We start from the raw sequence: 12,834 nt of genomic DNA, 5'->3' as shown, positions 1-12,834 counted from the left end.
AGAGTATGCAATTTGTTACAGAGTGGATTAGAAATATTATCGTTTTTTTGCTCTTAGCGACAATGCTTCATCTTATTCTTCCAAATTCGAATTTGCAAAAATACGTTAAATTTGTTGTAAGTCTTTTGTTAGTTGTATTAATTTTAACGCCTCTTTTTAAATTATTGCAGACAGATGTAAATGAAGTAATTGCAAATTTTAATGAAGAAAAGTACGTAGCAGAAGGATCTGTAAAAAATTCAATAGATTCGAAGAAAAAAGAAATACAAGCTCTAACACGTGCATATAGTTTAGAAGAGATGGCTACCAAAATGAAAAAAGAAGTAGGAAAAGAGTTTGAGAAAAAGTATGGTATGACTGTCTCTGAAATACAAATAGTCGCAGCAGAAAATACAGAAGAAGTAAAGTCGGCGAAAGATATTCAATCTGTTGTTGTGACGTTGAAAGAAAAAGAACGCAGTAAAAATGATGCAATCGAAACAGTAAAGCCAATTGAAATTAATACGAAAGAGCCTCCAAAAAAAGTGGAAGAAACGAATGTGGAAATGAAAGATTTCTTTTCAAGCAGGTGGCAACTAGAGGGTAAACAAATCCAAGTTCAAATGGAAGGGAGGACAGGTAGAGTAAATGGACAATAAAGATAAAAATTCGAAGTTCTCATTTTTTCGAAACTTATTGAATGGGGATCAAAAAGAAAGCAACGAGAAGGGTAAAAAGGTAACACCTAAGTTTTTACTTGTCCTACTCATACTTGGAATTTTGCTTATGTTTTCTAGTAGTCTATTTTCAAGTAAAAAAGAAGAAGTACCTGTATTTAAAGAACAAAAAACTCAAAACCAAGAAAAAGACTTACCAACTTTCGGACAAAAAAATAATGATAGTATGTCAAATGTAGAAAAATATGAAAAAGCGTATGAACAAGAATTAAAAGCTGCTTTAGAAGAAATAGCAGGAGTAAAAGACGTAACGATTAAAGTGAATTTAGATTCATCTGAAGAAAAAATTTTAGAAAAAAATACAGTGAAACGCTCACAAACAACAGGTGAAACAGATAAAACAGGCGGTAAGAGAGAAGTAGAGGACGAGTCTCTTGATGAAAAGACTGTCATTATACGTGAAGGGGATAAAGAAACTCCTGTTGTTTTACGAACAGAGAAGCCGAAAGTACGTGGTGTTCTTGTCGTAGCAAAGGGAGTGGATAATATACAAGTTAAAGCAATGGTAAAAGAAGCTGTGATAAGGCTGCTAGATGTACCAGCCCATCGCGTTTCAGTTTCACCGAAAAATTGATAGGGAGGAAATAAAGTGTTAAAAAAACAAACAGTTTGGCTATTAACGATGTTAAGTTTAGTTGTTGTACTATCTGTGTATTACGTGACAACTCCTGACAAAATGAATACAGCATCGCCGGCAACAGGTGAAAAGATTGGACAAGAAAAACAAGGTACTGATAAAGCAGTAACAAACGAAGCACCTAAAGAAACCCCGAAAAAAGAAAATACAAGCAAGGAAACAACAAATAAAGAAACAGACAAAAAAGAAAATACTAAAAAAGAAACAAGTAAAAAAGAGGGTAATGTATCAGTTCAATCAAGTGATGAGAATTTCACAGCCTTACGTATGCAAATGGAAGATCAACGTAGTGAAGCGAAAGCAAAATTACAAGAAGTGATGAATTCTTCGAAATCTTCAGCAACAGAAAAGAGTAAAGCGAAAGATAACTTTGATGCAATCACTACAATGGAAACGAAGCAAGAATTACTTGAGACAGTAATTAAATCTCAAGGAGGATATCCAGATGCTCTTGTAAGAGCTGATGGTACAGATATTAGAGTAACGGTTAAAGCGGCAAAACATTCACAGAAAGAAGCAAATAAAATTATTCAACTTGTAAGAAGTGAAGGCGGATCAAAAGATGTAGGTGTGAAATTTGATCCACCAGCGAAATAAGTGAAACTTTAATCCGTAGGGGGTTTCCCTGCGGATTATTACCTTTTACTAAGCAAAGGGTATGCAAATAGTGGAATAGAGTATGTAAGTACGTGTGAATAGAAAAAAGCTATCATTTTCGATAGCTTTTTTCTATTTTGTCTTTGTAGTTATTTTTACTATGTTCAACTCGGAATGGAGAAACACGTTGTGAGTAAAAGATTAATGGTTCATGGTACTGATGATTACTTTTTCCGGATTTGACGTGGATGCAAAGAACACATGCCCAAACGATTACGGCAGGTAAAAAGAGGATGAGCCATATCATATTTCCACACCTCAGCACAATATATTTTCTACACTTTGAACATACTATTCTTATATGAAGGAATGATGAACGGCGTGTAAACAAAAATTAATATTTGGTAAAAATATGTTATTGACTATAGATGTGGTGAAGAGTGGAGAGGGAATGGCGTGTTTGCTATGTAACGTTTTGCAAAAGTAGTGAATGTTTTTTTTTGAAGTGGTCTTGCCAATTTCGTGTGAAACTTGGTATTATTACTAGGTAATAATTTTTTATTGGAATAATATTTTTTACAGGAGTTTCGATTTATTATAAAGAAATATAAATTGGAATGTTTAAAAAATTTATCGTAAGATGGAAATAGTAAATATTTCTATTAGTTAATGAAATATATTTTCTAATAGAATACATCGTATTTTTACAGTCAATCTAGTTTTGTGACGAGAATCTGTAAAAACGGGACAAACAAGAGTATGGGAGTGGATTTTACATGTTTAAAATTCAAGAAGTTCGTGAATTAATTAAATTAATTGATAGCTCTAATATTGATGAATTTGAATACAAAAAAGACGGTACAACAATCAAAATGAAAAAGCGTGGTAATGAAGTTGTTGCTGTGCAAGCACCTGCAGCAAAACAAGCTATGCAACCAGTAGCGCCTGTTGAAGTTGAAACGACAGTAGCAGCAGCGCAAGCAGAAGCACCGAAGCAAGAAGAGAAGAAAACTGTTCAAGATGAAAACCTACATAAGATTACCTCACCAATGGTAGGTACATTCTATTCTTCATCTTCACCTGATACACCTCCATATGTAAGTATTGGGGATAGAGTATCGAAAGATTCTATCGTATGTATTGTCGAGGCTATGAAGTTATTTAACGAAATTGATGCTGATGTAGAGGGCGAAATTGTTGAAATTCTTGTTAATAACGGACAGCTTGTTGAGTATGGACAACCGCTATTTCTTGTAAAAGCGTAATAAGGGAGTCTTTGTGATGATAAAAAAAGTATTAATAGCCAATCGTGGGGAAATTGCTGTACGAATTATTCGTGCTTGTAAAGAAATGGACATTGAAACAGTTGCAATTTATTCAGAAGCAGATAAAGAGTCACTTCACGTACAGATTGCAGATGAGGCGTATTGTGTAGGACCAACGATTTCGAAAGAAAGCTATTTAAATTTGACGAATATTATTAGCGTTGCGAAGTTAACAGGCTGCGATGCTATTCATCCGGGATACGGATTTTTAGCAGAGAATGCAGATTTCGCAGAGTTATGCCGTGAATGTAACTTGATTTTTATTGGTCCAAGTCCAGAAGCTATTTCAAAGATGGGCACAAAAGACGTTGCTCGTGATACAATGAAAGAAGCAGGGGTTCCGATTGTACCAGGTTCACAAGGGATTATTAAAAATACCGAAGAAGCGATCGAGCTTGCTAATCAAATTGGATATCCAGTCATTATTAAAGCGACTGCAGGTGGCGGCGGAAAAGGTATTCGTGTTGCACGCCATGAAGAAGAGCTTATAAAAGGAATTCAAATTACACAGCAAGAAGCTAGTACCGCTTTTGGGAACCCTGGTGTATACTTAGAAAAGTACGTTGAAGATTTCCGCCATGTTGAGATTCAAATAATGGCAGATACACACGGAAATGCCATTCATTTAGGAGAGCGTGATTGTACAATTCAGCGCCGTTTGCAAAAACTATTAGAAGAAAGTCCATCACCTGCACTTGATGAAGATATTCGCAAGCAGATGGGTGAAGCGGCAGTTAAAGCGGCGGTAGCGGTTGATTATACAGGTGCTGGTACGGTTGAGTTTATTTATGAATATAAAACGAAAACCTTTTATTTCATGGAGATGAATACGAGAATTCAGGTTGAGCATCCAGTTACTGAAATGGTAACGGGAATGGACTTAATTAAAGAACAAATTCTTGTTGCTTCAGGAGAAAAGTTATCGTTACAGCAAGAAGAAGTACAATTTAATGGTTGGGCAATTGAATGTCGAATTAATGCGGAAAACCCTGCCAAAAAATTCATGCCATCTCCAGGTAAAGTAGAAATGTACTTACCACCAGGAGGATTTGGTATTCGCGTCGATTCAGCTGTATATCCGGGATATTCAATCCCACCTTTCTATGATTCGATGGTTGCTAAATTAATTGTTCACGGAAAAACACGTGAAGAGGCAATTGCAAAAATGAAGCGCGCACTTAGTGAATTTGTCATTGAAGGCGTACATACAACAATCCCGTTCCATTTGCAATTGCTAGATCATCCTGATTTTGTAAAAGGTGAGTTTAATACGAAATTTTTGGAAGAGCATGAACTTGTGACGCAGTGATACATTAAAGGAGGTTTTTTTCATGGCTGAACATATGTTAGATATGGGTCAAGATACAACTCTTGGTAAAGTAGAAATTGCACCAGAAGTAATTGAAGTAATTGCAGGTATTGCAGCTGCTGAAGTAGAAGGTGTAGCGGCAATGCGCGGTAATTTTGCTACAGATGTTGTTGAGAAGTTAGGTAAGAAAAATCATGGTAAAGGTGTAAAGGTTGAATTAGCAAACGAAGATATTATCGTTGACCTTTATGTTGTAATGTATTTTGGTGTAGCAATTCCAGTTGTTGCTCAAAAGATTCAAGACAATATTCGCCAAGCGCTCTTTACAATGACAGGACTTGAGCCAAAAGAAGTGAATGTTCACATCGTTGGCGTAACATTCGAAACACAAAAAACAGAAATCGAACCAGTGTAAGAATGAAAAGGTGCCTAGTAACATAGGCATCTTTTTTATCGTTTCATTTCTTCACAAATTACAATCCTCTAATTATTATACTATTTCAAAAAATAAGAAATAAAAAAGAAAATGTGTCGTTTTTCCAAAAAACGTACATTGTGATAAGATATGGAACTTGAAGTTAATCTTTTTATTATTTTTCAGCCTTGTAACCCGTGTGTGAAACGATAAATTGTGTTATTATCATTGTATTATAAGGTTGGAAAATCAATGAAAACTGTAAGAGTAAGTGAATTGACGGCTTATAAATTATAATAATATAACAAAGTATAAGGAAAGACTTGAAGCATAAAGGAGAGTTACAATGAAACGTAGGACGGCTAGAGAAAGAGCAATGCAAGCATTATACCAAATGGATATTACAGGTGAATTAGAACCGAAAGTAGCAGTGGAAAACACGCTAGATGAAGGCGAAGAAACAAATGAGTTTCTAGAGTCACTTGTAGTGGGTTTTGTAGAAAATAAAGAAGCAATCGATGAAGCGATTCGTCAAAACTTAAAAAAGTGGAAGCTTGAGCGTATTAGTATTGTTGATCGCAGTATTTTACGTGTAGCTGTGTATGAAATGAAATACATGGAAGAAATTCCACACAACGTAACAATTAACGAAGCAATTGAAATTGCTAAAACATTTGGGGATGAGGAATCTCGTCGTTTTATTAACGGCGTTTTATCTAATATAAAAGATACACTGTAAATTCTTTAAGGGGGAATCTTAAAATGGTAGCAGTAATCATCAAAGGAAATGAAGTTGCGGAGAAAAAACGAGCACAATTAACAGAAGAAGTTGTGAAGTTGAAAGAGCAAGGGATTGTACCAGGATTAGCAGTTATTTTAGTTGGAGAAGATCCAGCATCTCGTTCTTATGTAAAAGGAAAAGAAAAAGGCTGTGAACAAGTAGGGATTTACTCAGAGCTAATTGAACTTCCTGAAACAATTACTGAGGAACGCTTGCTTGCTGAAATCGATCGCTTAAATGGCGATGACCGTATTAATGGCATATTAGTGCAATTACCTTTACCGAAACATATTGAAGAAAAAGCTATCATTGAAAGAATTTCACCAGAAAAGGATGTAGATGGATTTCACCCAATTAGCGTGGGACGTATGATGACGGGACAAGATACATTCCTTCCATGTACACCGCACGGTATTGTAGAATTAGTAAAAGAAACGAATCTTGATATTTCTGGAAAACATGTAGTAGTAATTGGAAGAAGTAATATTGTCGGTAAACCAGTGGGACAATTGTTCTTAAATGAAAATGCAACTGTCACATATTGTCATTCTAAGACGCAAAATATGAAAGAGTTATCGAAGTTAGCGGATATTTTAATCGTAGCTGTTGGACGACCTAAAATGATAACAGCGGATTATATTAAAGAAGGAGCGGTTGTAATTGACGTTGGTGTAAACCGTTTAGAAACAGGGAAACTTTGTGGTGATGTTGATTTTGACAACGTGTTAAATGTTGCGGGTTACATTACACCTGTGCCAAAGGGTGTTGGTCCAATGACAATCACAATGCTTCTTCATAATACTGTTGAATCTGCCAAACGTGCAGGTGTCGTTTGTAAATAATTTGAGTCGGCTATGAGGAGAGAGAAATGGAGAAGCAATATTTAACCGTTACAGCGTTAACACGCTATATAAAAACAAAAATAGAATATGATCCGCATTTGCAGTCTGTTTGGTTAAAAGGTGAAATTTCCAACTTTAAAAATCATAGCCGTGGCCACATGTATTTTACATTGAAAGATGAAAATGCAAGAATCGCAGCGGTTATGTTTGCGGGTCATAATCGTAATATTAAATTCAAACCTGAAAATGGGATGAAGGTACTCGTGAAAGGGAAAATCTCTGTTTACGAGGCGAGTGGTTCTTATCAAATTTATATTCAAGACATGCAGCCTGACGGAGTCGGAAATTTACATTTAGCGTACGAACAGTTAAAAGTTCGTTTAGAAGAAGAAGGACTTTTTTCTCAAGTTTATAAAAAAGCAATTCCTCCTTACGCTAAAACAATAGGTGTGATTACGTCGCCAACAGGAGCAGCGATTCGTGATATTATAACAACGATTAAACGTCGTTATCCAATTGGGAATGTTATTGTATTTCCGGTACTTGTACAAGGGGAGTCAGCGGCTCCCTCGATTGTACAAGCGATTCGTACAGCGAATGAAATGGGAGAGATAGATGTACTAATCGTTGGCCGTGGTGGAGGTTCTATTGAGGAATTATGGGCTTTCAATGAGGAAATGGTTGCAAGAGCAATCTTTAAGAGTGAAATTCCTATTATTTCGGCAGTAGGCCATGAAACGGATTTTACAATCGCAGATTTTGTTGCAGATTTACGCGCGCCAACACCGACTGCAGCAGCTGAGCTGGCAGCACCTAACATTATAGAGTTACAAGAAAAGGTATTGCAAAGAACTCTGAGATTGCAAAGAGCGATGAGAGAGTTAGTACATAAAAAAGAAGAAAAACTACAAGTGTTGCAAAAATCGTATGCGTTCCGTTATCCAAGACAAGTATATGAGCAAAAGGAAGAGCAATTAGATAGAGCGCTAGAACAGCTTGTTTTAGCGAAAGAGCGCTATATTGATAAAAAGGTGAATCAGTTAAAGCAACTTTCATTTTATTTAGAGAAGCACCACCCATCTCAAAAAATTATGCAAACAAAGGTAGCTGTTGAAACGTTGCAAAAGCAATTACAACGTGAAATGCAAACGTTACTTCAAACGAAAGAATTTGCCTTTGTAAGAGCTGCTCAAAAACTTGAAGCGTTAAGTCCGCTTAAAGTAATGATGAGAGGGTACGGGCTTGTATATGATGAAGAGAAGCAAGTGTTAAAAAGTGTGAAAGATGTAAGCCTTGGAGATGCTGTTTCAGTTCAATTACAAGATGGAATACTAGATTGTAGCGTATCAGGCATAGAGGAGCGTGAATTGAATAATGGAAAATAAATTAAGCTTTGAAGAGGCAATTTCGCAACTTGAGCATCTTGTTTCTAAGCTAGAACAAGGTGACGTACCGTTAGAAGAAGCGATTTCTTATTTTAAAGAGGGCATGGAATTATCTAAGCTTTGTGATGAGAAGTTGAAGAATGTACAAGAACAAATGGCAGTTATTCTTGGGGAAGATGGAGAGCTTGAACCGTTTACTGCTGTAGGAGATGAAGCATAGTGACGATTGCTTTTGATACTTTTTTGAAAGAAAGTAAAACTTTCGTAGAAGAGAAACTTGTAAGCTATGCAAATGAATTACAATGTCCAAATGTACTTCGTGAAGCGATGGCATATTCTTTGGAAGCGGGTGGAAAACGTCTCCGCCCGTTACTTTTGTTTGCAACATTACAAGCGTTTGGGAAAGAAAGAAATCTTGGAGTAGGTGCAGCTTGTGCTCTTGAAATGATTCATACATATTCTTTAGTTCATGATGATTTACCTTGTATGGATGATGATGATTTAAGAAGAGGAAAACCCACAAATCACAAAGTATTTGGTGAAGCGATGGCAGTTTTAGCAGGAGATGGCTTATTGACGTATGCTTTTCAAGTAATTATGGCATATGAGCAAAAAGAAATTTCTGCCGAAAAAAAAGTAAGACTTGTACTTGAACTTGCAAAAGCAGCAGGACCAGAAGGAATGGTTGGCGGACAAGTGGCAGATATGGAAGCTGAAGGGAAACGCCTTACGATTGATGAATTGGAGTACATCCATAAACATAAGACGGGAAAACTGCTTGAATTTGCTGTGCTTGCGGGTGCGATACTTTCTGATGCGACAGAAGAGCAAGAAGAAAAGTTGCTTACGTTTGCCAAATATATCGGTCTAGCTTTCCAAATTCGAGATGATATTTTAGATGTCGAAGGAACCGAAGAAGAGATTGGGAAACCGATTGGTAGTGATCTTTCTAACGAAAAGAGTACATATACGACGTTGTTTACTGTAGATAGAGCAAAGGATATTTTAGAAGAAACAATTGCAGAAGCAAAAGGTGCGATTAGCTCCTTGCAATTACAAGATGAATATTTACTATCTATTTGCGATTTAATTGCAAAACGTAATAACTAATATAACAGCGTTTTCATTTGTTGAGTCATTTATCATTTTATGATATAACTGTAGGAAAAGGTTTTTCTTTTCTTGTTATTGGCAAAAATATATGTAGATTACATTGCCGTTATCACTTCGTGTTAGCGGCTATTTTTTTCATCGCCTAAAGAAATATGGTTTATAATAGGATTAGGGCGCAATAGACTGGTTAATAGCGGGACAAGACGAAAAATAGAAAAGAGAATTTCTTGTTTTGTGTAAATGTTTTTTATAATATTTGACATGTTGACAGATTATGAAATGAAAGTGAGTGATCCATGTGGATCTAACGCAAATTCAAAACCCTAGTTTTTTGAAAGATATGTCTATCAGTGAACTAGAGGGATTGAGTGAGGATATTCGTAAGTTTTTAATTGAAGAGCTCTCTCAAACAGGTGGACATATTGCGCCTAATTTAGGTGTAGTAGAACTCACAATTGCTCTGCATAAATTATTTGATAGCCCGCAAGATAAATTTTTATGGGATGTAGGACATCAATCCTATGTACATAAAATTTTAACTGGACGCGCGAAAGAGTTTGGTACATTAAGGCAATATCAAGGCCTATGTGGTTTTCCGAAACGTTGTGAGAGTGAGCACGACGTATGGGAAACTGGTCATAGCTCGACATCGTTATCGGCTGCAATGGGAATGGCTCTGGCACGTGATTTAAAGAAAACGAAAGAATATGTTATACCAATTATTGGAGATGGTGCTTTAACAGGCGGAATGGCTTTAGAGGCATTGAACCATATTGGACATGAAAAGACAGATATGATTGTTATTTTGAATGATAATGAAATGTCAATTGCACCAAACGTTGGTGCGCTCCATAATGTACTTGGTCGTTTACGTACCGCAGGAAAATATCACTGGGTAAAAGATGAATTAGAGTATATATTAAAGAAAATCCCAGCAGTTGGCGGGAAAGTGGCTGCGACAGCAGAGAAAATAAAAGATAGTCTTAAATATTTACTAGTATCTGGTGTCTTTTTCGAAGAGTTAGGCTTTACATATTTAGGTCCAGTCGATGGGCATGATTATGAAAAGCTATTCGAAACGTTGCAATATGCAAAGAAAACAAAAGGCCCAGTGCTTGTTCACGTTATTACGAAAAAAGGAAAAGGTTATAAACCGGCCGAGAGTGACGTTATTGGAACTTGGCATGGAACAGGACCTTATAAAATTGAATCAGGTGACTTTGTTAAGCCGAAAGAAGTTGCACCAGCATGGAGTGCTGTTGTTAGTGAAACAGTACTTAAGCTAGCGAGAGCGGATGAGCGTATCGTAGCAATTACACCTGCAATGCCTGTTGGATCAAAACTTGAGAAATTCCAAAAAGAATTCCCAAATCGTATGATTGATGTAGGTATTGCAGAACAGCATGCTACAACGATGGCAGCAGGTATGGCAACGCAAGGAATGAAGCCATTCTTAGCAATTTATTCGACATTTCTACAAAGAGCATATGACCAAGTTGTTCATGATATATGCCGCCAAAATTTAAATGTTTTCATTGGAATAGATCGCTCAGGATTAGTAGGAGCAGATGGTGAAACGCATCAAGGCGTATTTGATATCTCATTCTTACGTCACTTGCCAAATATGGTGCTTATGATGCCGAAAGATGAAAATGAAGGGCAACATTTAGTTTATACGGCGATGCAATATGAAGATGGACCAATCGCATTGCGTTATGCGCGCGGTAATGGACTTGGCGTTCATATGGATGAAGAATTAAAGGCGATTCCGATCGGTACGTGGGAGACGTTAAAAGAGGGTACACAAGCAGCTATTTTAACGTTTGGTACGACAATACCAATGGCGATGGAAGCCGCTGAGCGTCTTGAAAAAGCTGGAGTTTCAGTGAAAGTAGTGAATGCTCGCTTTATTAAACCAATGGATGAAGCATATTTACATGATCTTCTAGGAAAGAATATACCGATTTTAACGATTGAAGAAGCTTGTTTAATTGGTGGTTTTGGAACAGGAGTAGTTGAATTTGCATCTGAAAATGGTTACCATAGTGCATTAGTTGAACGAATGGGTATTCCAGACCGCTTCATAGAGCACGGAAGTGTAACAAAATTATTAGAAGAAATTGGTTTAACGACAGATGCTGTCGTAGACCGTATTCATACAATGATTCCATCAAAACAAAAAAGGGCGTAACAAATGAGCGTAAAAAAAGAAAGAGTAGATGTACTATTAGTAGAGCGAGGACTTATAGAAACGCGTGAGAAAGCAAAGCGCGCCATTATGGCGGGACTCGTATATGCAAATGAAATGAGACTTGATAAGCCAGGAGAGAAAATCTCGCAAGATACTGAGATTACGGTGAAGGGACAAGTTATGCCGTATGTAAGTCGTGGTGGTTATAAACTTGAAAAGGCATTAGAGACATTTCATCTTGATTTACAAGATAAAGTTATGATAGATATTGGTTCATCAACTGGTGGCTTTACAGATTGTGCGCTTCAAAATGGAGCGAAATTATCTTATGCATTAGATGTAGGATACAATCAACTAGCGTGGAAATTACGTCAAGATGAGCGTGTTGTTGTAATGGAACGAACAAATTTCCGTTACGTGACACCAGCAGACTTAGAACGTGGTTTACCTCAATTTGCAAGTATTGATGTTTCATTTATATCATTAAAGCTTATACTGCCAGTTTTAAAAACAATGCTTATGCCTAACGGAGATGTAGCGGCGTTAATTAAACCACAGTTTGAAGCTGGAAGAGAGCAAGTTGGGAAAAAAGGTATCGTTCGTGATAGAAAAGTACATGAAGCTGTTGTAGAAATGATTGTCGAGTTTGCTTTAAAAGAAGGCTATGATGTGGAAGGTTTAACATTTTCACCAATTACGGGTGGAGACGGTAATATTGAATTTTTAATTCATCTGAAATGGCATGGTGAACGTGAGAATGGCGAAAATCATTCTCCGATTTCTATAGAGCAAGTTGTTACAGAAGCGCATGACGTTCTAAAACAAAAAGGGAAAGGGGAATAACATATGTTGTTCCTCTTTTTGCTGTAATTGTATAATGATTGTAAAAACAATTGTGTACAAGAAACGAATTATAAGTTAACATAAATAAGTGAAGTATACCAATGTTTAAACTATGGTAAGAGATAGTGTGAGGTGCAAATGTATGAATAAAGGTCAGCGCCATATTAAAATCAGGGAAATTATTGCAAACAAAGAAATTGAAACACAAGATGAATTAGTTGATATTTTACGTAATGAGGGATTTAATGTAACGCAAGCAACAGTATCGCGCGATATTAAAGAACTGCACTTAGTGAAGGTGCCATTACATGATGGGCGCTATAAATATAGCTTGCCAGCAGATCAACGATTTAACCCGTTACAAAAATTAAAACGAAATCTAGTGGATTCATTTGTAAAATTAGACACGGCAGGACATATGCTTGTGCTAAAAACATTGCCTGGTAACGCTCATTCACTTGGAGCACTTATTGATCATTTAGAGTGGGATGAGATCATCGGAACCATCTGTGGTGATGATACTTGCTTAATTATTTGCCGTACACCTGACGATACAGGTGTTGTCTCTGATCGTTTCTTAAATATGTTGTAACAAAAAATCTTGTTTGCTTTCCATCGTAAAGTGGAAAGTGAACAAGATATTTTTATTGGTTAAAAATATGAATTTTCAATTGTAATAT

The 12,834-nt window shown here is 36.5% G+C and carries 15 protein-coding genes; 14 read left to right on the top strand and 1 reads right to left on the bottom strand.

Annotation, left to right across the window (positions count from 1 at the left end; genetic code table 11):
- Positions 1-5: 5 nt before the first annotated feature.
- Genes spoIIIAF through DOS87_RS23180 form a run of 3 tightly spaced genes read left to right on the top strand, consistent with a single transcriptional unit; the run spans position 6 to position 1,950 of the window.
- Positions 6-638: a stage III sporulation protein AF gene (spoIIIAF, locus tag DOS87_RS23190; RefSeq protein WP_001161037.1), complete on the top strand. Its 633-nt coding sequence runs from the start codon at positions 6-8 to the stop codon at positions 636-638.
- On the top strand, positions 628-1,290 hold the full coding sequence (gene spoIIIAG / locus DOS87_RS23185) for a stage III sporulation protein AG (protein WP_000368886.1): 663 nt from the start codon (positions 628-630) through the stop codon (positions 1,288-1,290). Before spoIIIAF ends, spoIIIAG begins: the two co-directional genes overlap by 11 nt.
- 15 nt (positions 1,291-1,305) lie before the next feature.
- Positions 1,306-1,950, top strand: a complete 645-nt coding sequence (locus DOS87_RS23180) for a SpoIIIAH-like family protein (RefSeq protein WP_000914711.1) — start codon at positions 1,306-1,308, stop codon at positions 1,948-1,950.
- Between the two features lie 112 nt (positions 1,951-2,062).
- On the opposite strand, the gene DOS87_RS23175 is transcribed toward DOS87_RS23180, so the two are convergent.
- Positions 2,063-2,257, bottom strand: a complete 195-nt coding sequence (locus tag DOS87_RS23175; RefSeq protein WP_003309905.1) for a hypothetical protein — start codon at positions 2,255-2,257, stop codon at positions 2,063-2,065.
- A gap of 469 nt (positions 2,258-2,726) precedes the next feature.
- Between DOS87_RS23175 and accB the strand changes: the two genes are divergently transcribed.
- From accB to argR, 11 genes are all read left to right on the top strand, one after another.
- On the top strand, positions 2,727-3,215 hold the full coding sequence (accB, locus tag DOS87_RS23170) for an acetyl-CoA carboxylase biotin carboxyl carrier protein (RefSeq protein WP_000472862.1): 489 nt from the start codon (positions 2,727-2,729) through the stop codon (positions 3,213-3,215).
- A gap of 16 nt (positions 3,216-3,231) precedes the next feature.
- Positions 3,232-4,584, top strand: coding sequence for an acetyl-CoA carboxylase biotin carboxylase subunit (gene accC / locus DOS87_RS23165; RefSeq protein ID WP_000592870.1), 1,353 nt, complete (start codon positions 3,232-3,234; stop codon positions 4,582-4,584).
- Between the two features lie 22 nt (positions 4,585-4,606).
- The gene (locus DOS87_RS23160; protein ID WP_000807630.1) at positions 4,607-4,999 is read left to right on the top strand and encodes an Asp23/Gls24 family envelope stress response protein; all 393 of its coding nucleotides are present in this window, start codon (positions 4,607-4,609) and stop codon (positions 4,997-4,999) included.
- A gap of 346 nt (positions 5,000-5,345) precedes the next feature.
- Positions 5,346-5,738, top strand: a complete 393-nt coding sequence (gene nusB, locus DOS87_RS23155) for a N utilization substance protein NusB (RefSeq protein ID WP_000830247.1) — start codon at positions 5,346-5,348, stop codon at positions 5,736-5,738.
- Positions 5,739-5,761: 23 nt separating this feature from the next.
- Positions 5,762-6,622 carry a bifunctional methylenetetrahydrofolate dehydrogenase/methenyltetrahydrofolate cyclohydrolase FolD gene (folD, locus tag DOS87_RS23150; RefSeq protein WP_000226733.1) on the top strand — a complete coding sequence of 287 codons (861 nt, stop codon included), beginning with the start codon at positions 5,762-5,764 and terminating at the stop codon, positions 6,620-6,622.
- Positions 6,623-6,648: 26 nt separating this feature from the next.
- Entirely contained in the window at positions 6,649-8,007 is a 1,359-nt protein-coding gene (xseA, locus tag DOS87_RS23145) for an exodeoxyribonuclease VII large subunit (protein ID WP_000415249.1), read from the top strand.
- Positions 7,997-8,227, top strand: a complete 231-nt coding sequence (gene xseB, locus DOS87_RS23140; RefSeq protein ID WP_000428424.1) for an exodeoxyribonuclease VII small subunit — start codon at positions 7,997-7,999, stop codon at positions 8,225-8,227. Before xseA ends, xseB begins: the two co-directional genes overlap by 11 nt.
- Positions 8,227-9,117 carry a (2E,6E)-farnesyl diphosphate synthase gene (ispA, locus tag DOS87_RS23135; protein ID WP_000150374.1) on the top strand — a complete coding sequence of 297 codons (891 nt, stop codon included), beginning with the start codon at positions 8,227-8,229 and terminating at the stop codon, positions 9,115-9,117. Before xseB ends, ispA begins: the two co-directional genes overlap by 1 nt.
- A gap of 301 nt (positions 9,118-9,418) precedes the next feature.
- Positions 9,419-11,311, top strand: coding sequence for a 1-deoxy-D-xylulose-5-phosphate synthase (gene dxs / locus DOS87_RS23130; RefSeq protein WP_000366457.1), 1,893 nt, complete (start codon positions 9,419-9,421; stop codon positions 11,309-11,311).
- A 3-nt stretch (positions 11,312-11,314) separates the two neighbouring features.
- Entirely contained in the window at positions 11,315-12,154 is an 840-nt protein-coding gene (locus tag DOS87_RS23125) for a TlyA family RNA methyltransferase (RefSeq protein ID WP_000111874.1), read from the top strand.
- Positions 12,155-12,296: 142 nt separating this feature from the next.
- Complete coding sequence (gene argR, locus DOS87_RS23120; RefSeq protein WP_001032580.1) at positions 12,297-12,746, top strand: arginine repressor ArgR; 450 nt, start codon at positions 12,297-12,299, stop codon at positions 12,744-12,746.
- Positions 12,747-12,834 lie beyond the last annotated feature (88 nt).

Origin of the sequence: Bacillus sp. CR71, from assembly GCF_003429245.1 — a bacterium.
Lineage (GTDB): Bacteria > Bacillota > Bacilli > Bacillales > Bacillaceae_G > Bacillus_A > Bacillus_A thuringiensis_S.
Note: the sequence above shows the minus strand (reverse complement) of the source record. Positions and strands in the feature narration are given on the sequence as shown.

Coding starts and splice junctions, on each gene's coding strand:
- folD (WP_000226733.1), top strand. CDS start 5,762: ATGGTAGCAGTAATCATCAAAGGAAATGAAGTTGCGGAGAAAAAACGA.
- xseB (WP_000428424.1), top strand. CDS start 7,997: ATGGAAAATAAATTAAGCTTTGAAGAGGCAATTTCGCAACTTGAGCAT.
- xseA (WP_000415249.1), top strand. CDS start 6,649: ATGGAGAAGCAATATTTAACCGTTACAGCGTTAACACGCTATATAAAA.
- spoIIIAF (WP_001161037.1), top strand. CDS start 6: ATGCAATTTGTTACAGAGTGGATTAGAAATATTATCGTTTTTTTGCTC.
- accC (WP_000592870.1), top strand. CDS start 3,232: ATGATAAAAAAAGTATTAATAGCCAATCGTGGGGAAATTGCTGTACGA.
- argR (WP_001032580.1), top strand. CDS start 12,297: ATGAATAAAGGTCAGCGCCATATTAAAATCAGGGAAATTATTGCAAAC.
- DOS87_RS23125 (WP_000111874.1), top strand. CDS start 11,315: ATGAGCGTAAAAAAAGAAAGAGTAGATGTACTATTAGTAGAGCGAGGA.
- DOS87_RS23160 (WP_000807630.1), top strand. CDS start 4,607: ATGGCTGAACATATGTTAGATATGGGTCAAGATACAACTCTTGGTAAA.
- spoIIIAG (WP_000368886.1), top strand. CDS start 628: ATGGACAATAAAGATAAAAATTCGAAGTTCTCATTTTTTCGAAACTTA.
- accB (WP_000472862.1), top strand. CDS start 2,727: ATGTTTAAAATTCAAGAAGTTCGTGAATTAATTAAATTAATTGATAGC.
- nusB (WP_000830247.1), top strand. CDS start 5,346: ATGAAACGTAGGACGGCTAGAGAAAGAGCAATGCAAGCATTATACCAA.
- DOS87_RS23175 (WP_003309905.1), bottom strand. CDS start 2,257: ATGATATGGCTCATCCTCTTTTTACCTGCCGTAATCGTTTGGGCATGT.